The organism is Rhodovulum sp. (assembly GCF_011048875.1).
Taxonomy (GTDB): Bacteria; Pseudomonadota; Alphaproteobacteria; order Rhodobacterales; family Rhodobacteraceae; genus Rhodovulum; species Rhodovulum tesquicola.
Genome location: NZ_DSDD01000102.1, coordinates 1 through 20,114, shown reverse-complemented (window position 1 = coordinate 20,114; position 20,114 = coordinate 1). Strand labels below are relative to the sequence as shown.

Here is a 20,114-nt window from a genome sequence, read left to right as displayed (position 1 = left end):
TGGCTTCAGTCGCGCGCCCGGCGCGCGGCTGCCAGGGCGCCGAGCCCGGTCAGCAGCAAGAGCGCCCCCGCCGGAAGCGGAACCGGCGCCACGGTGATGTTGCTGAACTCGAACGAGCCGCCGTCCATATAGGCCGAGAACCGGACCGCGTCGAAGGTGATTCCCGAGAAGGAGACATGAACGGCGCCTTGCCCCGGTTGCTTGACGATCTCGAATTCTTCGAACGAGAGAAAATGCGCGCCCCAGAAGTTGCCCACGACCGCGTCGCCCAGCAGGAACTCGACATGATTTGTCTCGTCGGCCGAGCCCCAGAGCAGCGACATCGACGACACCGGCCCCGCAAAGCGCAGTACCGCCTCGTTCGGCTCGTCCTGCGGACCATCGGTGGGCGCGAAGACCGTCCAGAAGGGCGTCGTCTCCCAGCCGGGCGGCCCCAGATCGGCGACGTCCTTGCCGGAATAGGTGGCCTCGACGTCGTAGACACCGGCATAAAAAGGCGAGCAGGCGGAGCGGCAGGGATCAAGATCTTTGCCAGGGCCATTGTCGATGCCGAACTTCGCATTCGGAAGCTGTGCTATCGTGTCATGTTCCGTGTCATCTTTCTGCCACTCGGCCCCTTCAGGCGGTTCGACACTGCGCGCGCGGAAATCCTCGCTTCCCCAAGCGTCGGACCCGACAGCAGAAACCGTCACCTTGAGTTCGCCGAAGGACAGCGTAGATGCCTCGGCCAGCGCGCCAAATCCGATTGTGGCCAGCACGACGGGGATGGAAAAGAAATTCTTCACGGGAGCCTCCAGATCTCGAAATTGCACAGCGAAATTTGATAATTATGGTAGCATGGTGACAAATTCGTGGCAATTCGGATTGAACGGTAATCGTTTCAAGTTTTAAACAGTTGCATTTCTAATACAGAAACTACCGGTCCGTCGCGCCCCCCGGCTAAAGGGCGAGACGAAAACGGATGAAGCCGCCCGGTGCGTCGCCTGCGGGTTCGAGTCTCAACGCGGTCATCTGGTCCAGATAGCGCATCGCCCGCGGACCGGTGTCGAACAACACGGTCGTGCCGGGCAAGGGCGCGAGGCGCCAGTTGTTGTCGGCCGTCGGGTCGATGGTGCCCTGTTCGGCGATATAGCGCACCAGGACGTCGCGGTTGGTGTCCGGCGCCTCGAGGATGATGGTGTCGCCCCTGGCCCCCGGAAACTCGCCACCCCCGCCCGCGCGATAGCTGTTGGTCGCGATCACGAACTCCATGTCGTCGGTCACCGGACGCCCCTGCCAGGCAAGGTCCAGGATCCGCCAGGAATCGGGGGCGATCAGCTTGCCCCTGGCATCGAAACGCGGGGGCTGGCTGAGGTCGATCTGGTAGGTGACACCGTCGATCACGTCGAAATGGTAGCTGGGGAAATCCGGGTTCAGCAGCATCTGGTTCCGTCCGCCCGGCTCGATCCGGTTGAACAGGCCCGCCGAGCGTTCCAGCCATCCGCGCAGATCGGCCCCGCTGATGCGCACCGCGCGCAGCCTGTTCGGGAACAGGTAGAGATCGGCCACATGCTTGATCGCGATCTCGCCCGCAGGGACGTCGGTATAGTGGTCCGGCCCCGCGCGACCGCCCGCCTTGAGCGGGGCCGCGGCCGACAGCAGCGGAACCTTCTCGTGCGGGGTGCCCTTCAGCATCTCGGCGACATACCACATCTGCGCATTCGCGACGAGTTGCACCGAGGGATCGTCGGCCACCAGCGCGAAATAGCTGAACAGCGGCGACGAGGTCCATCCCACCGCGCGACGGATGTAGCGCAAGGTGGCGCGGTGCTCCGTGGCGACGGCATCGAGCACGTTGCGCTCGCTTTTGACCAGCGGCGTCACCGAGTGATCGTCGTTGCGGCGCGAGATCGGGCGCAGCGTGCTTTCATGCCCGACGATCCGCCACCCGCCCTCGGCCCATTCCAGCAACAGGTCGATCACGCCCAGATGCGAGCCCCAGAACCCGCCCATCACCGCCGGCTTTCCGTGGATCGTGCCCTTGTCGGCGTCCACGCCCGCGATCGTCTCGAAGCCGGGGCCGGGAAACAGCAGATGCTGATGGCCGGCCATGACCACGTCCAGACCCTCGACCGCGGCAAGCGGCACGGTCGCATTTTCCTGCCCCGCGACATGGCCCGGCTCGCCGATGCCCGAATGGTTCAGCGCGATCACGATATCCGCGCCCTGGGCCTTGATCTCCGGCACCCAGGCGCGGGCCGTCTCGACGATGTCGCGCACGACCACCTTGCCCTCCAGGTGGCGGCGGTCCCAGGTCATCACCTGGGGCGGGGTGAAGCCGATCACGCCCACGCGGATCGGATGCGCCATGCCCTCCCCGTCGGTCAGCATCCGTTCCAGCACGACAAAGGGCGCCACCAGCGTCGTGTCCTCGGTCGGCCGCGCGCCGAGCGAGCGCACGATATTGGCCGAGATCACCGGGAACTCGGCCCCCGCGATCGAGCGCATGGCGAAATCGAGCCCGTAGTTGAATTCGTGATTGCCCAGTGTCGAGGCGTCGAAGCCGACCGTGTTCATCGCCTGGATGATCGGGTGCATGTCGCCGTCCTGCATGCCCCGTTCATAGGCGATGTAATCGCCCATCGGATTGCCCTGCAGGAAATCGCCATTGTCGAACAGCATCGAATTCGTCGCCTCGGCGCGGATACCCGCGATATGCGCGGCGGTGCGCGCCAGGCCCACCGTGTCGACAGGCCGATCGGTATAGTAGTCGTAGGGATAGATATGGACGTGCAGATCCGTCGTCCCCATCAGGCGCAGATGGGCCTGCCGGGCCTCTGCCCGTCTGGAGAAGGAATGCGGCGCGCTCAACGTCTCTTTCCGCAGCGACGCCGGCCTGGATGGCCCGGCAGTTGAGGTTGTTTCCCGACCGTCCGACACGGGACGTCCCCGACGTGATCCGCCGACGAAGGACCGTTACGTCTTGTCACCATTTGACACCACATCCCTGGGGAGTTCAAGGGGTGGCATTGCTATCGTTTAGGGCGAGCACCCTTTCCTTGCCGGATCGGGCATGGCAAGCCGGGCGAAGGCCGGAACCGGGAGGCGGGAGATGCGTCTGGCAGAGCAGGTGACATTCGGGGGCGGCGGTCTGGACCGCGCCGCGGCGCTGCGCATGGACGCCGCCGCGCTGGCCGGGCTGCGCGCCGCCCCGCAGGCGCGCGCATTGCCGCTGTGGCAGGGCAAGCCGCTGGTCGGCCCGGACGGTCTGGGCTGGATCGCGCCGGATCATCCGGTCCTTGGCGCGACGGGCGGAGAGACCGTCTTCCTGGGCCTGGCCGGGGGCGCGGCACGCCTTGCGGTGGACTTGGCGGACTGGGTGCCGGCCGAGATGCCCGACACGCTGGGCGCGTTTCTCGACCCTTCGGAACAACGCCATCCCGGCCTGCCCGAGACCCATGCCTTTACCGAGTTGCGGCGCGTGATGACCCGGCTGACGCCGCTCGACGCGGAACTGGCCGCCACGGCGCGGGCGGTGCTGGGCTGGCATGCCACGCACCGGTTCTGCGCCCGCTGCGGCGCCGAGAGCCGGGCCGTCCAGGCAGGCTGGCAGCGCGCCTGCCCGGCCTGCGGCGCCACCCATTTCCCGCGCACCGATCCCGTGGTCATCATGCTGATAACCCATGGCAATTCCGTGCTGCTGGGGCGCGGGCCGGGCTGGCCCGAGGGCATGTTCTCGCTGCTGGCCGGGTTCGTCGAGCCGGGCGAGACCGTCGAGGCCGCGGTGCGCCGCGAGGTGGCCGAGGAGGCCGGGATCGCGGTGGCCGAGGTCGGTTACCTGGCCAGCCAGCCCTGGCCCTTCCCCGCCTCGCTGATGATCGGCTGCCATGGCCGCGCCACCGCCCGCGAGATCACGCTCGACCCCGTGGAACTGGAGGCGGCGTGCTGGGTCAGCCGCGAGGAATTGCTGGCATCCCTGGCGGGCGAGCGCGAGGACATCCTGCCCGCGCGCAAGGGCGCCATCGCGCATCACATCCTACGATCGTGGCTTGCAGACCGGCTGGATTGACACGACAACGAAACGGGGCTCCGGAGGTGCAATGAAGTTCTCGACGCGTGAGGATATCGGTCTTCCCATCGAGGAAGTCTTTGCCGTCATCACGGATTTCGAGCGGCTGGAACGGGCCGCGCTGCGCCGCGGCGCCGAGATCACGCGACTGGACACGCTGGCGGCGCCGGGGCCGGGCATGACATGGGCGGGTCAGTTCACCTTTCGCGGCGCGCCCCGGTCGGCGCGCTCGGAACTGACCCGGTTCCTGCCGCCCGAGACCCTGGTCGTCCAGACCACCGTCAGCGGCCTGTCCAGCATCGGCGCCGTCGATCTGGTTCGACTGGCCCCGGCACGGACCCGGCTGGCTGTCGTCATCGAGCTGCATCCCCAGACCATACAGGCGCGGCTGCTGCTTCAGACGATCCGCCTGGCCAAGGGGCGCATGACGGAGCGGTTCAGGACCGGCGTCGCGCGCCTTGCCCGCGACATCGAGGCGGGCCGGTTTCACCGCGTCTGACCCGCCCGACAGCGCCCTAGTGGCGCTTGCGGTCCGCCGGGTAAACGCCGAGGATTTCCAGCCTGGTGGTGAAATAGTCCAGTTCCTCGAGCGCCAGCCTGACATTCGGATCCTCGGGATGGCCCTCGATATCGGCGTAGAACTGGGTCGCGGTGAACGAGCCGTCGACCATGTAGCTTTCCAGCTTGGTCATGTTCACCCCGTTGGTGGCAAAGCCCCCCATCGCCTTGTAGAGCGCAGCCGGGATGTTGCGGACCTGGAAGACGAAGGTCGTCATCATCCCCAGATCGCCGCGCCGCGACCGGTCGGGTTCGCGCGCCATCAGCAGGAAGCGGGTGGTGTTCTTGTCGTGATCCTCGATATGGCGGGCGAGGATGTCCAGCCCGTAGATCTCGGCCGCCAGATCGCCGGCAAGGGCCGCCAGCGTGCGGTCCCCGGTCTGGGCGACATGGCGCGCGGAGCCGGCCGTATCCGCCGCGGTCACCCGGTGGATGCCATGGGCGCGCAGGAAGTCGCGGCACTGGCCCAGAAGGACCGTGTGGCTCATCGCGTGGGTGATCCCGTCCAGCCGCGCGCCGGGCACGCCCAGAAGGTTGATATGCACCCGCACAAAGGCCTCGTCGACGATATGCAGGCCGGAATCGGGCAGGAGCTGGTGAATGTCGGCCACCCGCCCGTAGGTCGAGTTCTCGACCGGCAGCATCGCCAGATCCGCCGCGCCGCTGCGGGCCGCGTCGATCACGTCCTCGAAGGTGCGGCAGGGCACGGCCTCCATCTCGGGGCGGGCGTCATGGCAGGCCTGGTGCGAATAGGCGCCGGGCTCTCCCTGAAAGGCGATGCGTCGGGTCATGCGGCGGCCGCTCCTCGTTCGGTTCCGGGGGATGTTCCGAGGGTTGATAAACCTTGCAATACGCAAGTTGAAGCGCTTAGGAAGGGATCGGGGAAAAGGGAAAATCGCGATGTCGGCCTTGATTGGCGTGCTGAAATCCGCGGTCGCACTGTGCCTTGCGCTGGCTACTTCTATGTGATGAATTTGGCTGCGGGCGCGCTTTACACCCAACGGGGCCTCGAACAGCCGGCCTATGTCATCCTTGCCGACGACGCCCCCGCCGAGGCCGCGACCGAAGCGCCCAGCTTCGAAGAACTGCTGGCCAATGCCAGTGCCGCCAGTGGCGAGCGCCTGTTCCGCGAATGCCAGGCCTGCCACCGGATCGAGGAAGGCGTTCACGGCGTCGGCCCCTCGCTTTACGGGGTCGTGGGCCGCGATGTGGCCAGTTTCGACGATTTCCGCTATTCCGCCGCGTTCTCGGCGATCGAGGGCGTCTGGATGCCGGAGCGGATCGACGCCCTGATCACCAATCCCCAAGGCTTTGCCCGCGGCACCGCGATGACCTATGCCGGGATGCGCCGGGCCAGCGACCGGGCGGATGTCATCGCCTATCTGCAAAGCCTCGGCATGTAGATCCCCGCGAAAGGCGGCGGGCGCTCAACGCCCGTGCCCCTGGCCGGTCTCGTCGTCATCCTCGTCATCACTGCCGGGCAGGTTGAAGAAGCTGTCCGCGTCGGGCAGGTCCTTGTCCTCGTCTTCGTCGTCATGGCGCGTCAGCGAGAAGGTTTCCAGACCCGAGATCGCCGTGGGCAGGCGCGGCTCGGGCGCCATGTCGAGCGACTGCTCGGTCGAGACCAGCTTGCGCCGCTCATCATCCGACATCAGCCCGCCTTCGGCGGCCTTTTTCCGCGCCGCCTTGTGCACGGCGGCGTCCAGTTCGCTCTGCCGACACAGCCCCAGCGCCACCGGGTCGATCGGCTGGATGTTCGAGATGTTCCAGTGCGTGCGCTCGCGAATCGCCTGGATCGTCGGCTTGGTGGTGCCGACCAGCTTGGCGATCTGGCTGTCGGCCAGTTCGGGATGGAACTTGACCAGCCACAGGATCGCCGCCGGACGATCCTGCCGCTTGGACAGCGGCGTATAGCGCGGGCCGCGGCGCTTTTCCTCGCCGACCGCGGCGGGGTTGAACTTGAGCCGCAGCTTGTAGAGCGGATCCTTCTCGCCCCTTTCGATCTCGACGGGGTCAAGCTGGTTGTTGGCGATCGGGTCAAATCCCTTGACGCCCGCGGCCACGTCGCCATCGGCGATCCCCTGAACCTCCAGCTCGTGCATGCCGCAGAAATCGGCGATCTGCTTGAATGTCAGCGTCGTGTTGTCTACCAGCCAGACAGCGGTGCCTTTTGCCATGATCGGCTTGTTCATGGGTTCAACTCCTCTCGAACAAACAACGGGCTCCCCAGCCGGGAAAACGGCTGCGCCGCTCTGGCGCCGATCCTCGTTTTCGGGGAGGTTGGGCGACTGTATAGTAGGCTGCGGGCCGGGAGAAAAGAGAAAATGCGCTGGCTTGTCCTGTTGATCCTGGCCGCCACGCTTGCCCGCGCAGAGGGTGAAGCCGCAGGCCATTTCGATTATTACGTGTTGTCGCTGAGCTGGTCTCCGACCTGGTGCGCGCTGGAAGGCGATGCGCGCGGCAGCCCGCAATGCGCAGAGGGTGCGGATCGCGGCTGGGTGCTGCACGGCCTCTGGCCGCAATACGAGCAGGGCTGGCCCAGCTATTGCGCCACCTCCGCATCCAATCCCTCGCGGGCCGAGACCCGCGCGATGGCGGATATCATGGGCAGTTCCGGGGCCGCCTGGCACCAGTGGAACAAGCATGGGCGCTGCTCGGGACTGGCGCCCGGCGACTATTTCGACCTGTCCCGGCGGGCCTATATGGCGGTGAACCTGCCCGAGGCGTTCCGCAAGTTGCCGGAGAATCTGCGCCTGCCCGCCGGCGTGGTCGAGGAGAGCTTTCTTCAGGCCAATCCGGCATGGCAGCCCGACATGCTGACGATCACCTGCAAGGAGGGCCGCATCCGGGAGGCGCGGCTTTGCCTGACGCGCGACCTGAAGCCCCGGCTATGCGGCGCCGACGTGGTCGAGGATTGCAACCTGCGCGATGCGCTGATGGACCGGGTCCGGTAGACTACGGCGGGCATCGTCGGCCCCGCCCGGACCGGGGCGGGGCCGTCCGCCTGCCCTCACCTGTCCCGGCGCGCCTTCCCCAAAAACGCCGGGTCCGGCATCGGGTGGCGGAGTCGCGGCGGCGGCAGGACATCTGCTGCCGCAGGTTCAGGCGCTGCGGCGCGCGCCCACCGCCCCCATCAGCCCCAGCCCGGCCAGCAACAGCATCACCGAGGCCGGCAGCGGCACCGGCGCGACCGTCACCAGGTTCTGGCTGGGCACGGGGCTCGCCTCGGACCGCAGGAAACTCAGCTGGTAGCCGCCCGCCCGCGCGTCGAGATCGAGAAAGCCCTGCGCCGCGATGCGGACTTTTTCGGGCGTCTGGTCGCTCAGCAAGAAGCGTCCCGCGCCAAGGCCGACATCGCCGCCGTCATAGATCAGTTCCCAGATCGCCACCTGGAAGGCGGCCGAACTGACCGCATCCACCACCGCGTGGTAATGCTGGGTGAACAGCCGGTCGAGATTGGCCACGACCCCGGCGTCGAACAGGCCCGGATCGGGGGCGTAGGGCGTGGCGCTCTGGATCAGGACATGGGCGATGTCCACGCACCAGGCGGCGATCTGGTCTTCCGTTCCGAGTACCTTGAAGGTGAATTCTCCGGCCTGCGCGCCCATCCACTCGCCGTCGAAGCGGAAATAGGTGTTCACCCCACCCTTCTGCTGCCCGATGTAGTCCAGTTCGATCGTCGCCGCAGGCGCTGCGGCCAGCGATCCGACAAGGGCCAGACAGGCCAGACCGGGAACGCGCATCTTCATCACCACCAAACTCCTGACCACACCGGCCGCACATCGCGGCCCCAGCGATCAGGGTAGTTCCGTGGCGGCAATATGGCCAGAAGCAGGCAGGAAACAGTCCGTTTCGCCGTCCTGCACGGGTCAGGCGACCTTCAGCACGATCTTTCCGACATGGGCGCTGGATTCCATGCGGGCATGGGCGGCGGCGGCCTCTTCCAGCGGGAATTCGCTGTCCATCACGGGCCGGACACGGCCCGCGGCGATCAGCGGCCAGACCTTGTCGCGCAACTCGTCGGCGATCCGCGCCTTGGCCAGATCGGATTGCGGGCGCAGGGTGGAACCCGTGATCGTCAGCCGCCGCATCATCACCTGGGCGAAGTTCAACTCGACCTTCGGCCCCTTGAGGAACGCGATCTGCACCAGCCGCCCGTCATCGGCCAGGGCCTTGACGTTCTTCGGCAGGTAGTCGCCCCCCACCATGTCGAGGATCAGGTCGGCGCCGCCCTCGGCGCGCAGGACCTCGACGAAATCCTCCTCGCGGTAGTTGATCGCGCGCTCGGCGCCCAGCGCCACACAGGCCGCGCATTTCTCGGCGCTGCCGGCGGTCGCGAAGACCCGCGCGCCAAAGACATGCGCCAACTGGATCGCGGTGGTCCCGATGCCCGACGACCCGCCATGGACCAGGAACCGCTCGCCCGCCTTGAGCCCGCCGCGCATGAAGACGTTGGACCAGACGGTGAAGAAGGTTTCGGGCAGGCAGGCGGCCTGTTTCAGGTCCAGCCCGTCGGGCACGGGCAGGGCATGGGCGGCGGGGGTGACCACATAGTCCGCATAGCCCCCGCCCGGCAGCAGCGCGCAGACCTGATCGCCCACCGCGATACCCGCGACATCCGGGCCGATGGCCACCACTTCGCCCGCCCCTTCCAGACCGGGCAGGTCGGATGCCCAGGGCGGCGGCGCGTAAAGCCCCGCGCGTTGCAGCGCATCGGGCCGGTTGACGCCCACATAGGCCAGCCGGATCAGGATCTCGGCCGCGCCGGGCACGGGCACGGGGCGGTCGGTCAGGCGCAGGACCTCGGGGCCGCCGGGTTCGGAAATCTCGACGGCGCGCATCGTGGCGGGAAGGGTCATGTTTACTCCGTTCGCGGCGACAGCCAGCCCGGCATGCGATGGCGCGGCCGGGCATGGGGGGGCCTGATCTGGCGGGCGATGAAATCGGGACCGATCAGGAAGGGCTTGAGCAGCGGGTTCTTGCGCGCCTGCGCCTTTGCCTTCTCGACCTGCATCACATTGCCGATACGGCGGTCGAGAAATTCCCAGGTCGCCTGTTCTCCGGGCGTCTCGTCGCCCAGCCAGTAAAGAACGGCCGACCCGTAGACCGCGGCGAGCGAGGCGCGTTTCGTGTACCAGTTGACACCGTCCGAGACATCGCCCAGCGCCGTCCAGATCCGGTCGGCGGTGCCCCAGACCAGCCGCGAGCCTTCGGCGGCATGTTGCGGCAGGGCAAAGAGCGTGGCGCCGCGGCGCACCAGTTCCTTGTCCTCGGCCGTCTCGATCCGGTAGCGGATCGCCAGCCCCACCTTGTCGCGGATACGCATCTCGGTCAGGTCGGTGCGGTGAAGATGCTGCACCATCAGGTCGTCGCCGCGCCGGTGGAACGCCGCGGCAAGATCGACGGCCCCCCGGGGACAGGCGGCACGGGCCATTTGCGGCTCGATTCCGGCATCCGAGATGGCGGCGCGAAAGGCGGCCTCGCTCCAGCCGTCGAAGGGCACATGCATCAGCGCCGCGTCGAGAAGCTGATCCCTGATCTGTTCCATGCCGGTCGGCGTGTCGGTCATCGCTTGGCCTCCATGTTACCGGGGCGTTCTCATGTTGCCGGGGCGTTCTATAGACAAGTTAGCGGTGCCTTGCTATAGGACCACCTCCTGCTGACGAAAGCAACTCTAACAAGGAAGGTGGTGACAACCACATGCAGGTAAGCGTTCGCGACAACAATGTCGATCAGGCACTTCGTGCGCTGAAGAAAAAGCTTCAGCGCGAGGGCGTGTTCCGGGAAATGAAGCTCAGGCAGCATTTCGAGAAACCATCCGAGAAGAAGGCGCGCGAGAAGGCCGAGGCCATCCGCCGTGCCCGGAAGCTGGCGCGCAAGAAAGCCCAGCGCGAAGGGCTTCTGTAAGTCCCGACGACATGCGAACGGGGGCTTCGGCCCCGGTACGACGACCCCCGAGGCTCCGGCCCGGGGGTTTTTCGTTTCCGGGACTCCGGGCTGCGGCGGAAATCGGACTTTCATCGGACTTTCATCGGACCTTGTGTCCGCCCCGCCGCCGGTCATGCGGCCGGGTCGGGACGGGCGCGGCAAGGCCCCGGCCCCGGCGCGACGGCCCCCATCCCGCCGCCCTTCCCGGCCAGGATCACGGCCCGGTCCGGCAGCGCCGCGGCCACGACGAAGACAAACCTTTCGTGCAGAGCGGCGGCGTGGCCGACAGCCGGGTCCGGCGCCCGGCGGCCCGACGACCAGGTGGCGCAGGATGCCGTCCGTCCGGAAATCGGGCCGGACCCGGCCCGGATGCCGGACGCATGGAAAGGACGACTGCCCCGCGCGGGCGCGGCGGCGCATTTCCGGAGCGGCGGGTGCAAGGGACGCGGCAAGATCGCGGCCGATGCAGCCCCGGGTTCAGTCCTGTCCACCCTGCCCGTAGCCCGCGCTGAACTGCGCGACCGCCTCTGCCAGTTGCGCGTCGCTCAGAAGCGGCGGGTCGCCCAGTTGCAGCGCGCCGTGATACTGGCGGGCCAGCGCCTCGACCTCGACGGCGAGCCACATGGCGCGGTCCAGCGTCGCCTCGGCCGCGATCATGCCGTGATGGGCCATCAGGCAGGCCTTGCGCCCCTCCATCGCCTCGATCACGGCATCCGACAGCGCCTGCGTGCCGAAGGTTTCATAGCGCGCGCAGCGGATGGTGCCGCCGCCTGCCGCGGCGATCATGTAATGCACCGCGGGGATCTCCCTGTGCATGATCGCCAGCGTCGTGCAGTAGGGCGCATGCGCATGGACCACGGCGCCCAGATCGGGACGGCGGGCCAGAATATCGCGGTGGAAGCGCCATTCCGACGAGGGCTTGCGGTCTCCATGCGCCGTGCCGTCCATGTCGAGGAAGACGATATCCTCGGGCGTCATGTCCTCGTAGGGGATGGAACTGGGCGTGATGAGCAGCCCGTCATGGTGGCGCAGGCTGATATTGCCGGAACTGCCCTGGTTCAGCCCGACCGCGTTCATCCTGAGACACGCGGCGACGATCGCCTTGCGCTTGTCCTTGTCCTTGCCCATCGCAGCCTCCATCCGGTTTGCCCCCCCTATAGCGGCAGGGCGGTGGTCTTGAACACTGTCCTGAATGCGAAAGATGATTGCATCCGCGCCACGCCGGGCAGGCGGGTCAGGTGCTGGCGGCGGATGCGGGCGAAATCCTCGCTGTCCTCGGCCACGACCCTGAGCAGGTAATCCGCGCTGCCCGCCATCAGGTGGAATTCCAGCACGTCGGGCACCCGGGCGACGGCCTTCTCGAACGCTTCGAGCACCTCGTCGGCCTGACCCGAAAGCGTGATCTCGACAAAGACCGTGGTGGGGCGGTCGACCTTGCGCGGGTCCGGGAGGACCACATAGTCGCGGATCGCGCCCTCGCGCTCCAGCCGGGCGACGCGGCGGTGACAGGCCGAGGGCGAGAGGTTCACCCGCTCGCTCAGCTCGGAATTCGAGATGCGGCCCTCCGTCTGAAGCACCCGCAAGAGGCGCCAGTCGGTGTCGTCAAGCTGCATGCGCGTGAAAGATCCTTCGCGGTTTACGGGCAATCTTGCACGGTTGTGCCACGAAATCACGCGGGAAAGGGGGTGAATTTCGATGCATTCCCCCGCCAGCTGCGGCATTCTGGGCGCGGCAAGAGAGAGAGAGGACAGGCCATGCATATCGGATGCCCGAAGGAGATCAAGCCGCAGGAATACCGCGTCGGGCTGACGCCGGACGCCGCGCGCGAGGCGGTGGCTCATGGCCATGAGGTCCTGGTGGAACAGGGCGCGGGGCTGGGCGCAGGCTTTGCGGATGCCGATTACACGGCGGCGGGGGCAATGCTGGCGGAGACGGCCGAAGAGGTCTTTGCCCGCGCCGATCTGGTCGTGAAGGTCAAGGAACCGCAGGCGGGCGAACGCGGGCTGCTGCGCGAGGGGCAGGTTCTGTTCACCTATCTGCATCTTGCCCCCGATCCCGACCAGACCCGTGACCTGCTGGACAGCGGGGTGACCGCCATCGCCTATGAAACGGTGACCGATGCGGCCGGCGGGCTGCCGCTTCTGGCGCCGATGTCCGAGGTGGCGGGGCGGCTCGCGCCGCAGGTCGGCGCCTGGGCGCTGCAAAAGACCAATGGCGGGCGCGGCGTGCTGATGGGCGGCGTGCCGGGAGTGGGTCCGGCCGAAGTGGTGGTGATCGGCGGCGGCGTGGTCGGAACCCATGCAGCAAGGATCGCGGCCGGGATGGGGGCCGAGGTGACGGTGCTGGACCAGTCGCTGGCGCGGCTGCGCTATCTCGACGACGCCTTCGGGTCGCTGATGCGCACGCGCTATTCCTCGGGCGGGGCGTTGGGGGAATTGCTGGAACGGGCCGACATGGTGGTGGGCGCGGTGCTGATCCCCGGCGCCGCGGCGCCGAAGCTGGTGTCCCGCGCCGATCTGGCCCGGATGAAACCCGGTGCGGTGCTGGTCGATGTGGCCATCGACCAGGGCGGCTGTTTCGAAACCTCGCGCGCCACGACGCATCAGGCGCCGATATACGAGGTGGACGGGGTCGTGCATTACTGCGTGGCCAACATGCCCGGCGCGGTGCCGCGCAGTTCGACCCTGGCGCTGGGCAATGCGACGATGCCCTTCCTGCTGGCGCTGGCGGACAAGGGCTGGCGGCGGGCCTGCGAGGAGGATCCACACCTGCTGGCCGGGTTGAACGCCCATGCAGGGCATCTGACCTGCTATGGCGCGGGCAAGGCGCAGGGCATAGACGTGCTGTCGCCGCATCTGGCGCTGCAACTCTGAGGCGGAGCCCCCGGACGGTGCCGGGCGCCCCGGCCGGGCTCAGCCGCGCGCCTTCAGCGCGTCGCGGATCTCGATCAGCAGGTCTTCCTGGCTTGGGCCGGGCGGCGGCGCGGCGGCCTTCTCGGCCTTGATCGCCATCTCCTTGACCCGGTTCACGCCCTTGACCAGCAGGAAGACGACCCAGGCGATGATCAGGAAATTGATCAGCGCGGTGATGAACTTGCCATAGGCGAAGACGCCCGCATTGTCGCCCTCGCCGACCCTGAGGGCGAGCCCCGAGAAATCGACGCCGCCGATGAACAGCCCGATGATCGGGTTGATCATGTCCTCGACCAGCGAGGTAACGATGGCGGTGAATGCCGCCCCGATGATGATGCCCACGGCCATGTCCATGACATTGCCCCGGGCGATGAAATCACGAAATTCCTTCAGCATGTGTGCTCCACCTGAAATGGTACATCCGTCCCTCTGCCGTCCTTTGCGCGACAGATGGGGAAGCGTAACACGCGCCCGCCCGGCTGTGTTGCAATTTTTGCCCCGGACCCCGACAAGACCGGGGAATGACCACGCCGGAGGACCCGATGACGACGCTTGCCGATTTTCCCGTGACCAAACGCTGGCCGCCCCGCGATCCGCGGGCGATCCAGCTTTATTCCTACCCCACGCCGAACGGGGTCAAGGCGTCGATCATGCTCGAGGAAACCGGCCTGCCCTATGACGCGCACCGGGTCGACTTCAATGCGGGCGAGCAGATGACCGGGGCCTTCCTGTCGCTCAACCCCAACAACAAGATCCCCGCGATCATCGACCCCGAGGGGCCGGACGGCGCGCCCATGGCGCTGTTCGAAAGCGGGGCGATCCTGATCTACCTAGCCGAGAAGACCGGACAGTTCCTGCCGACCGCCCCGCGCGCCCGCCACGAAGTGCTGCAATGGCTGATGTTCCAGATGGGCGGCGTCGGGCCGATGTTCGGGCAGATGGGGTTCTTCGTCAGGTTCAAGGGCACCGAGATCGAGGATCCGCGCCCGCGCGAGCGCTATGTGGCGGAAAGCCGGCGGCTGCTGACGGTGCTGGACAGGCGGATGGAGGCGCGCGCCTGGATCTGCGGCGACTATTCCATCGCCGATATCGCCCTCCTGCCCTGGCTGCGCAGCCTGCTGGTCGGCTATGAGGCGGGCGACCTGGTCGGCTGGACCGACTTCGCCAACCTGCACGCCTGGCTCGACCGCTTCCTCGCCCGCCCGGCGGTGCAGCGCGGGCTGGTCCAGCCGCCGCGGGCGTGACGCATCCCCCCTGCCCCGACCGGCGGCGCTGCGGCGCCCGCAGGATCTGGGTATTTTGGCCAAGAAGAAGACCGAAGGCCCTTTTCTCCTTCTTCTGGCCGGAAATATCCCGGGGGGAGTCCGCAAGGACGGGGGGCAGCGCCCCCCTGCCCCGGCCTCAGCCCGGCAAGATGCCTGTCAGGACGTAGCGCAGGATCTGCACCACCTGCGCGGGGTCTTCGGCCACAACCAGGGCGGCGGCGTCCACTTCCTTGAGAGCGTGGGCGTGTTCGGGGCCGTGCAGCACGATCAGCGACTTGCCGAGCGCCGCGGCATAGCCCGCGTCGAAGGCCGCGTTCCACTGCCTGTATTGCTCGCCGAAGCGGACCACCACGATATCGGCATCCGCGATCCCCTTGCGGGTGCGGATCGCGTTGAGCCTGGCGCCCTTGTGGTCGTGCCAGACCTTCTTGTCCTCCGGCCCCAGGATCGCCACGCCGCAATCGTCGCTGGCGGCGTGATCGGTCACCGGGGCGTCGAAGACCACGTCCAGACCCGTCGCGCCCGCGATGATCCGCTCGCGCCAGTCGGTGTGGATTTCGCCCGAAAGATACACCCTCAACGTCATCCCTGCCCTCCTATCGCTGGTCCTCGGCCGCCCAGGCGGCGCGCAGCATCTGCACGACCTCGTCATCCTCGACCTGGTCGAACTGCCTGTAATGGAAACCGACGGCGCGGAAGTCGCGCGGCGCCTCGAGGAAGGACAGCCGGTCGGTCATGCCGCGCATCTGCCAGATCGTTTCCTGCGGGCCCACGGGCACGGCAAGCCAGGTCTCGATCGGGCCGCGCTTGCGCAGCGCCTGCAGCACGGCGCGCATGGTCGCGCCGGTGGCGATGCCGTCATCGACCACGATGGCGGTGCGCCCGGCAATCTTCTGCGGCGGGCGGTCGCCCAGATAGAGCGCGCGGCGGGCGGCGATCTCGGCCAGCTTGCGCTCGACCTCGGGGGCGAAATCGGCGGGGGTGAGGCCGGTCATGGCCAGAACGTCGCTGTTGAACACCACCTCGCGGGCATTGCCGTCCACGACCGCGCCCGCGGCCAGTTCGGGATTGCCCGGCACGCCGATCTTGCGCACGAAGGCCAGGTCCAGCGGCGCGCCCAGCGCCCGGGCGATCGGCAGCGCCACCGGCACCCCACCGCGCGGCAGGGCCAGCACCAGCGGGTTTTCGGGCGCCGCCTCGGCGAGTTTCCCGGCCAGGCGGTGCCCGGCCTCGGTGCGGTTCTCGAACATCGCGCGTGTCCCCCTGCCCTGTCGGTCTAGCCCCGCAGCGTGCCGCCGGTCGCCTTTTCGACCTTTTCGACGATCCTGCGGCTGACCGCCTCGATCTCGTCCTCGGTCAACGTGCGGTCCACCGGTTGCAGCCGCACGGTGATGGCGAGCGATTTCCGGCCCGCGCCGAGGCTGCCGCCGATGAATTCGTCGAAAACGCGGACCTCCTCGATCAGAGCCTTGTCGGCGCCTGCGGCAGCGTTCACCACGTTCAGCGCCTCGACCCGGGCGTCCAGCACGAAGGCGAAATCGCGTTCCACCGCCTGGAAATCGGACACGCCCAGCGCGTCGCGCGTGGCGCCCGTCTTGCGCGGGAAGGGCGGTTCCTCAAGCCAGATCGTGAAGGCCATGGCCGGGCCCTTGACGTCCATCGCGCGCAGGACCTTGGGGTGCAGCTCGCCGAAGACCGCCAGCACCTTCTTCGGGCCGAGGCAGATCATGCCATGCCGTCCCGGGTGCCACCAGCCCGGGGCGCCGCGCAGGATCTGCGCGCGGGCGGGCGCGCCGATGGCGGCCAGCACGGCCTCGCAATCGGCCTTGGCGTCGTAGATGTCGACCGGGCGGCGCGAGCCATGGGGATCGCGCGGTCCGGCCTGGCCGACCAACAGGCCCGTGGCCAGCAGGTGCTGGTCGCCCGGTTCGCCGCCGTGGAAGGCGGGGCCGATCTCGAACAGCGCCAGATCGGCGAAGCCGCGGGCCTGGTTGCGGGCGGCGGCCTGCAACAGGCCGGGCAACAGCGCCGGGCGCATGTGGCTCATCTCGCTGGAGATCGGGTTCTCAAGCGCGGTGGGGTCATCGCCACCGCCGAACAGCGCGGCCGAGGCCTTGTCAATGAAGGAATAGGTAACGCATTCGTTGTAGCCGAGCGCGGCACAGCTGCGCCGGGCGGCGGCTTCGCGTTTCTGCAGAGGCGTCAGGATGCCGGTGGGCACACCGAGCTGGCTGCGCGGCAGCGGCTTGCCCACCAGTTTCGTCAGCGAGGCGACGCGGGCCACTTCCTCCACCAGATCTGCCTCGCCCTGCACGTCCGGCCGCCAGGACGGCACATGCGCCATGTCGCCCTCGAGCCGGAAGCCCAGCGCGGTCAGCGTCGCGCGCTGCTCCTCGGCGGGGATGTCCATGCCGACAAGGCGGGCCACCCGGTCGGTGTCCAGCCGATAGACGCGGGTGGTGTCGGGGGCGGCGCCATCGGCCACCACCTCGGACGGCTCGCCGCCGCAAAGCTCAAGGATCATCCGCGTGGCGACCTCAAGCCCCGGCAGGGTATGGGCCGGGTCCACGCCGCGTTCGAAACGGTAACGGGCGTCGGAATTGATCTTCAGCGCGCGGCCCGTCGCGGCGATGGTGATCGGGTCCCAGAAGGCGCTTTCCAGAAAGACGTTCACCGTATTCCCGGTCACGCCGGTCTGCGCGCCGCCCATCACGCCGGCGATACTTTCGGGGCCGGCGTCGTCGGAAATCACCATCATGCCGGGGGCGAAGGCGTAGTCCTTGTCGTCGAGCGCGGTCAACGTCTCGCCGCCCTTTGCCGGGTGGATGCGCAGGCCCCCCTTGACCACGTCCGCGTCGAAGACGTGCAGCGGGCGGTTCTGGTCATAGGTGAAGAAGTTGGTGATATCGACCAGCGCCGAGATCGGGCGCAGCCCGATTGCCTCGAGCCGGTCCTGCAGCCACCGGGGCGAGGGGCCGTTCGTCACGCCGCGGATCAGGCGGCCGGTGAAATGCGGGCAGCCCTTGTCGCGGAGCGCGGGGTCGATGGTGACGGGGATTGGGCACGGGAAGGTCCCCGGGACGGGATCGACGGCGAGCGGTTTCAGCCGCCCGATGCCGCGCGCGGCAAGGTCGCGGGCAATGCCGTGGACGCCCAGCGCGTCGGGGCGGTTCGGCGTGATGGCGATCTCGATCACCGGATCGACGCGGGCGGGCGCGTTCGCCGCCAGCCAGTCGGTGAATTTCTGGCCGACCTCGCCCGAGGGCAGTTCGATGATCCCCTCATGCTCGTCGCTGAGCTGCAACTCGCGTTCCGAGCACATCATGCCGTGGCTTTCGACGCCGCGGATCCTGCCGACCTGGATGATCGTGTCGATGCCGGGAATGTAGGTGCCGGGATGGGCCACGACGACGGTGATGCCCTCGCGGGCATTGGGGGCGCCGCAGACGATCTGTCTTTCGCCCTGCCCGGTCGCGACCTGGCAGACGCGCAGGCGGTCGGCATCGGGGTGCTTTTCGGCCCGGAGCACCTTGCCGATGGTGAATTCCTCCAGCTTCACGGCCGGGTTCTCGACCCCTTCGACCTCGAGGCCGAGATCGGTCAGCGCGTGGAGGATGTCGTCGAGGGTCGCCTCGGTCTCGAGGTGGTCCTTGAGCCAGGAGAGGGTGAATTTCATCGCTTTGGGGCCTGTCCAGGGTCGCCGGTTGGGCCTGTCTCTAGCCCAAAGGCCGGGGCGGGGAAAGGGGCTGGGCGCACGGGGGTCAGGCGGTCGCCTCCGCCGGCAGCGCGGGGGGCATTTCGGGGCCGGCCTCGACCGCCGCGCGGGCATTGGCAACGAGGTGATCCATGAACGCCTCGGCCGCGACCGAGAGATGCTTGCCGCGCGGATAGGCGACCTGCCATTGCCGCATCAGCGGGAAACCGGCAAGGTCCAGCACCTTGAGCACGCCGGTCTGCCCCTCCAGCGCGAGGGTGTCGCGCGACAGCATGGCAAGCCCCAGCCCGCCGATGACCGCCTGCTTGATCGCCTCGTTGCTGCCCAGTTCCATCCGCATCGGCAGCGTCAGCCCGCGCGCGCGGAAGAAGCGTTCGGCCGCAAGCCTTGTGCCCGAGCCCGGTTCGCGCAGGATGAAGGTTTCCAGCGCCACCCGTTCGGGGGCGATGTTGCGCTCGACGACCAGGGGGTGATCGTAGCGGGCGACCGCGACGATGGGGTTGTCGGCAATCGCGGTGGCGATCACGTCCAGCCCGTCGGGCACGGAGCCCAGAACGCAGAGATCGTCCTCGCTGGCGGCGAGCCGTTCCAGGATCGTGTGACGGTTGGTGACCGTCAGCGCGACCTCGATCCCGGGGTTCGCCGTGCAGAACGCGCCCAGCAGCCGCGGCATGAAATACTGCGCGGTCGAGACGATGGCGAGTTTCAGCCGCCCCTCGCGCAGACCGCGCATGTCGGCCAGCCGCATCTTCATCCGCTCCAGCCCTTCGAGCGTCTCGCGCGCGCCCTCCAGCACGACGCGGCCCGCATCGGTCAGGAACATCCGCTTGCCCACCCGGTCGAGCAGCACCATGCCCAGCCGGTCCTCCAGTTGCTTGACCTGCGCAAAGACCGCGGGCTGGGTCAGGTTCAGCTCCGCGGCGGCCTGGGTATAGCTTGCATGCCGGGCAACGGCCTGGAAGACACGGAACTGGCGGATGGTGACGGGCATGTATCATAACCTTTTGTATATTCTGTGGCTAAAAACTATTCATTTTTGATTAGTGATGCAAAGGGCGATAGTTCCCTTGACCCGACTCGGATCGGGGGAGACGGATCATTCGCGGAGGAGGCACCATGTCTGCCAAGAAATACGATGCCGGTGTGAAGGAATACCGGTCCACCTATTGGGAACCGGAATACAAGGTGAAGGAGAGCGATATCCTCGCCGTGTTCAAGGTGATCCCGCAGCCCGGCGTGGACCGCGAGGAAGCCGCCGCGGCGGTCGCGGCCGAAAGCAGCACGGGGACCTGGACGACGGTCTGGACCGACCTTCTGACCGACCTCGACTACTACAAGGGCCGCGCCTACGCGATCGAGGACGTGCCCGGCAGCGATGACGCCTTCTATGCCTTCATCGCCTATCCGATGGACCTGTTCGAGGAAGGCTCGGTCGTCAACGTGTTCACCTCGATCGTGGGCAACGTGTTCGGCTTCAAGGCGGTGCGTTCGCTGCGCCTTGAGGACGTCCACTTCCCGCTATGGTTCGTGATGTCCTGCTTCGGCCCGCCCCACGGCATCAACGTGGAACGCGACAAGCTGGACAAGTATGGCCGTCCGCTTCTGGGCTGCACGATCAAGCCGAAGCTCGGCCTGTCGGCCAAGAACTACGGCCGTGCCGTCTATGAATGCCTGCGCGGCGGTCTGGA

The 20,114-nt window shown here is 67.6% G+C and carries 22 protein-coding genes; 8 read left to right on the top strand and 14 right to left on the bottom strand.

Annotated elements, in window-relative coordinates; translation table 11 throughout:
• Positions 1 to 5: 5 nt before the first annotated feature.
• On the bottom strand, positions 6 to 785 hold the full coding sequence (locus ENN83_RS03510) for a VPLPA-CTERM sorting domain-containing protein (protein ID WP_287184173.1): 780 nt from the start codon (positions 783 to 785) through the stop codon (positions 6 to 8).
• 154 nt (positions 786 to 939) lie between these two features.
• The gene (locus tag ENN83_RS03505) at positions 940 to 2,790 is read right to left on the bottom strand and encodes a bifunctional 2',3'-cyclic-nucleotide 2'-phosphodiesterase/3'-nucleotidase (RefSeq protein WP_414707617.1); all 1,851 of its coding nucleotides are present in this window, start codon (positions 2,788 to 2,790) and stop codon (positions 940 to 942) included.
• Between the two features lie 301 nt (positions 2,791 to 3,091).
• Between ENN83_RS03505 and nudC the strand changes: the two genes are divergently transcribed.
• A complete protein-coding gene (nudC, locus tag ENN83_RS03500; RefSeq protein ID WP_287184172.1) occupies positions 3,092 to 4,048 on the top strand; it encodes an NAD(+) diphosphatase in 957 nt (318 codons plus the stop codon).
• A 31-nt stretch (positions 4,049 to 4,079) separates the two neighbouring features.
• The gene (locus tag ENN83_RS03495; RefSeq protein WP_287184170.1) at positions 4,080 to 4,547 is read left to right on the top strand and encodes an SRPBCC family protein; all 468 of its coding nucleotides are present in this window, start codon (positions 4,080 to 4,082) and stop codon (positions 4,545 to 4,547) included.
• Between the two features lie 16 nt (positions 4,548 to 4,563).
• On the opposite strand, the gene ENN83_RS03490 is transcribed toward ENN83_RS03495, so the two are convergent.
• Positions 4,564 to 5,397, bottom strand: coding sequence for a prephenate dehydratase (locus tag ENN83_RS03490; protein ID WP_287184168.1), 834 nt, complete (start codon positions 5,395 to 5,397; stop codon positions 4,564 to 4,566).
• A gap of 177 nt (positions 5,398 to 5,574) precedes the next feature.
• Here ENN83_RS03490 and ENN83_RS03485 point away from each other — a divergent pair, with 177 nt between their 5' ends.
• Positions 5,575 to 6,009 (top strand): c-type cytochrome, encoded by a 435-nt coding sequence (locus ENN83_RS03485; protein WP_287184167.1) that lies wholly within the window; start codon positions 5,575 to 5,577, stop codon positions 6,007 to 6,009.
• A gap of 24 nt (positions 6,010 to 6,033) precedes the next feature.
• On the opposite strand, the gene ENN83_RS03480 is transcribed toward ENN83_RS03485, so the two are convergent.
• A complete protein-coding gene (locus ENN83_RS03480; protein WP_287184165.1) occupies positions 6,034 to 6,798 on the bottom strand; it encodes a DUF1013 domain-containing protein in 765 nt (254 codons plus the stop codon).
• 132 nt (positions 6,799 to 6,930) lie between these two features.
• Here ENN83_RS03480 and ENN83_RS03475 point away from each other — a divergent pair, with 132 nt between their 5' ends.
• The gene (locus tag ENN83_RS03475) at positions 6,931 to 7,560 is read left to right on the top strand and encodes a ribonuclease T2 (protein WP_287184163.1); all 630 of its coding nucleotides are present in this window, start codon (positions 6,931 to 6,933) and stop codon (positions 7,558 to 7,560) included.
• Between the two features lie 147 nt (positions 7,561 to 7,707).
• Here ENN83_RS03475 and ENN83_RS03470 read toward each other — a convergent pair whose 3' ends face one another.
• The 3 genes from ENN83_RS03470 to ENN83_RS03460 all read right to left on the bottom strand — a co-directional run bounded on the left by ENN83_RS03470 (position 7,708) and on the right by ENN83_RS03460 (position 10,175).
• Positions 7,708 to 8,355: a PEP-CTERM sorting domain-containing protein gene (locus tag ENN83_RS03470; RefSeq protein WP_287184161.1), complete on the bottom strand. Its 648-nt coding sequence runs from the start codon at positions 8,353 to 8,355 to the stop codon at positions 7,708 to 7,710.
• 120 nt (positions 8,356 to 8,475) lie between these two features.
• Positions 8,476 to 9,465 (bottom strand): NAD(P)H-quinone oxidoreductase, encoded by a 990-nt coding sequence (locus tag ENN83_RS03465; protein WP_287184159.1) that lies wholly within the window; start codon positions 9,463 to 9,465, stop codon positions 8,476 to 8,478.
• A 2-nt stretch (positions 9,466 to 9,467) separates the two neighbouring features.
• On the bottom strand, positions 9,468 to 10,175 hold the full coding sequence (locus ENN83_RS03460) for a COQ9 family protein (protein ID WP_287184157.1): 708 nt from the start codon (positions 10,173 to 10,175) through the stop codon (positions 9,468 to 9,470).
• A gap of 131 nt (positions 10,176 to 10,306) precedes the next feature.
• Here ENN83_RS03460 and rpsU point away from each other — a divergent pair, with 131 nt between their 5' ends.
• On the top strand, positions 10,307 to 10,513 hold the full coding sequence (rpsU, locus tag ENN83_RS03455) for a 30S ribosomal protein S21 (protein WP_007818122.1): 207 nt from the start codon (positions 10,307 to 10,309) through the stop codon (positions 10,511 to 10,513).
• Between the two features lie 498 nt (positions 10,514 to 11,011).
• Here rpsU and ENN83_RS03450 read toward each other — a convergent pair whose 3' ends face one another.
• On the bottom strand, positions 11,012 to 11,662 hold the full coding sequence (locus ENN83_RS03450) for a class II aldolase/adducin family protein (RefSeq protein ID WP_414707616.1): 651 nt from the start codon (positions 11,660 to 11,662) through the stop codon (positions 11,012 to 11,014).
• Positions 11,663 to 11,688: 26 nt separating this feature from the next.
• The gene (locus ENN83_RS03445) at positions 11,689 to 12,147 is read right to left on the bottom strand and encodes an Lrp/AsnC family transcriptional regulator (RefSeq protein ID WP_287184133.1); all 459 of its coding nucleotides are present in this window, start codon (positions 12,145 to 12,147) and stop codon (positions 11,689 to 11,691) included.
• Between the two features lie 141 nt (positions 12,148 to 12,288).
• Here ENN83_RS03445 and ald point away from each other — a divergent pair, with 141 nt between their 5' ends.
• Positions 12,289 to 13,407 carry an alanine dehydrogenase gene (ald, locus tag ENN83_RS03440; protein ID WP_287184130.1) on the top strand — a complete coding sequence of 373 codons (1,119 nt, stop codon included), beginning with the start codon at positions 12,289 to 12,291 and terminating at the stop codon, positions 13,405 to 13,407.
• Between the two features lie 39 nt (positions 13,408 to 13,446).
• On the opposite strand, the gene mscL is transcribed toward ald, so the two are convergent.
• The gene (mscL, locus tag ENN83_RS03435) at positions 13,447 to 13,842 is read right to left on the bottom strand and encodes a large-conductance mechanosensitive channel protein MscL (RefSeq protein WP_287184127.1); all 396 of its coding nucleotides are present in this window, start codon (positions 13,840 to 13,842) and stop codon (positions 13,447 to 13,449) included.
• Positions 13,843 to 13,988: 146 nt separating this feature from the next.
• On the opposite strand from mscL, the gene ENN83_RS03430 reads away from it, so the two are divergent.
• Positions 13,989 to 14,690, top strand: coding sequence for a glutathione S-transferase N-terminal domain-containing protein (locus tag ENN83_RS03430; protein WP_287184175.1), 702 nt, complete (start codon positions 13,989 to 13,991; stop codon positions 14,688 to 14,690).
• Between the two features lie 157 nt (positions 14,691 to 14,847).
• Here the strand turns inward: ENN83_RS03430 and ENN83_RS03425 are convergent, their stop codons facing one another.
• The 4 genes from ENN83_RS03425 to ENN83_RS03410 form a co-directional block, all read right to left on the bottom strand.
• Positions 14,848 to 15,297, bottom strand: a complete 450-nt coding sequence (locus ENN83_RS03425; protein ID WP_287184125.1) for a YtoQ family protein — start codon at positions 15,295 to 15,297, stop codon at positions 14,848 to 14,850.
• 10 nt (positions 15,298 to 15,307) lie between these two features.
• On the bottom strand, positions 15,308 to 15,961 hold the full coding sequence (locus tag ENN83_RS03420; protein ID WP_287184123.1) for a phosphoribosyltransferase: 654 nt from the start codon (positions 15,959 to 15,961) through the stop codon (positions 15,308 to 15,310).
• A gap of 26 nt (positions 15,962 to 15,987) precedes the next feature.
• Entirely contained in the window at positions 15,988 to 18,387 is a 2,400-nt protein-coding gene (gene pheT / locus ENN83_RS03415; protein WP_287184120.1) for a phenylalanine--tRNA ligase subunit beta, read from the bottom strand.
• Between the two features lie 85 nt (positions 18,388 to 18,472).
• Positions 18,473 to 19,417 (bottom strand): LysR family transcriptional regulator, encoded by a 945-nt coding sequence (locus ENN83_RS03410; protein WP_287184118.1) that lies wholly within the window; start codon positions 19,415 to 19,417, stop codon positions 18,473 to 18,475.
• Positions 19,418 to 19,542: 125 nt separating this feature from the next.
• On the opposite strand from ENN83_RS03410, the gene ENN83_RS03405 reads away from it, so the two are divergent.
• Positions 19,543 to 20,114 (top strand): RuBisCO large subunit C-terminal-like domain-containing protein (locus ENN83_RS03405; protein ID WP_287184116.1); only part of this gene is annotated, 572 nt, incomplete at its 3' end.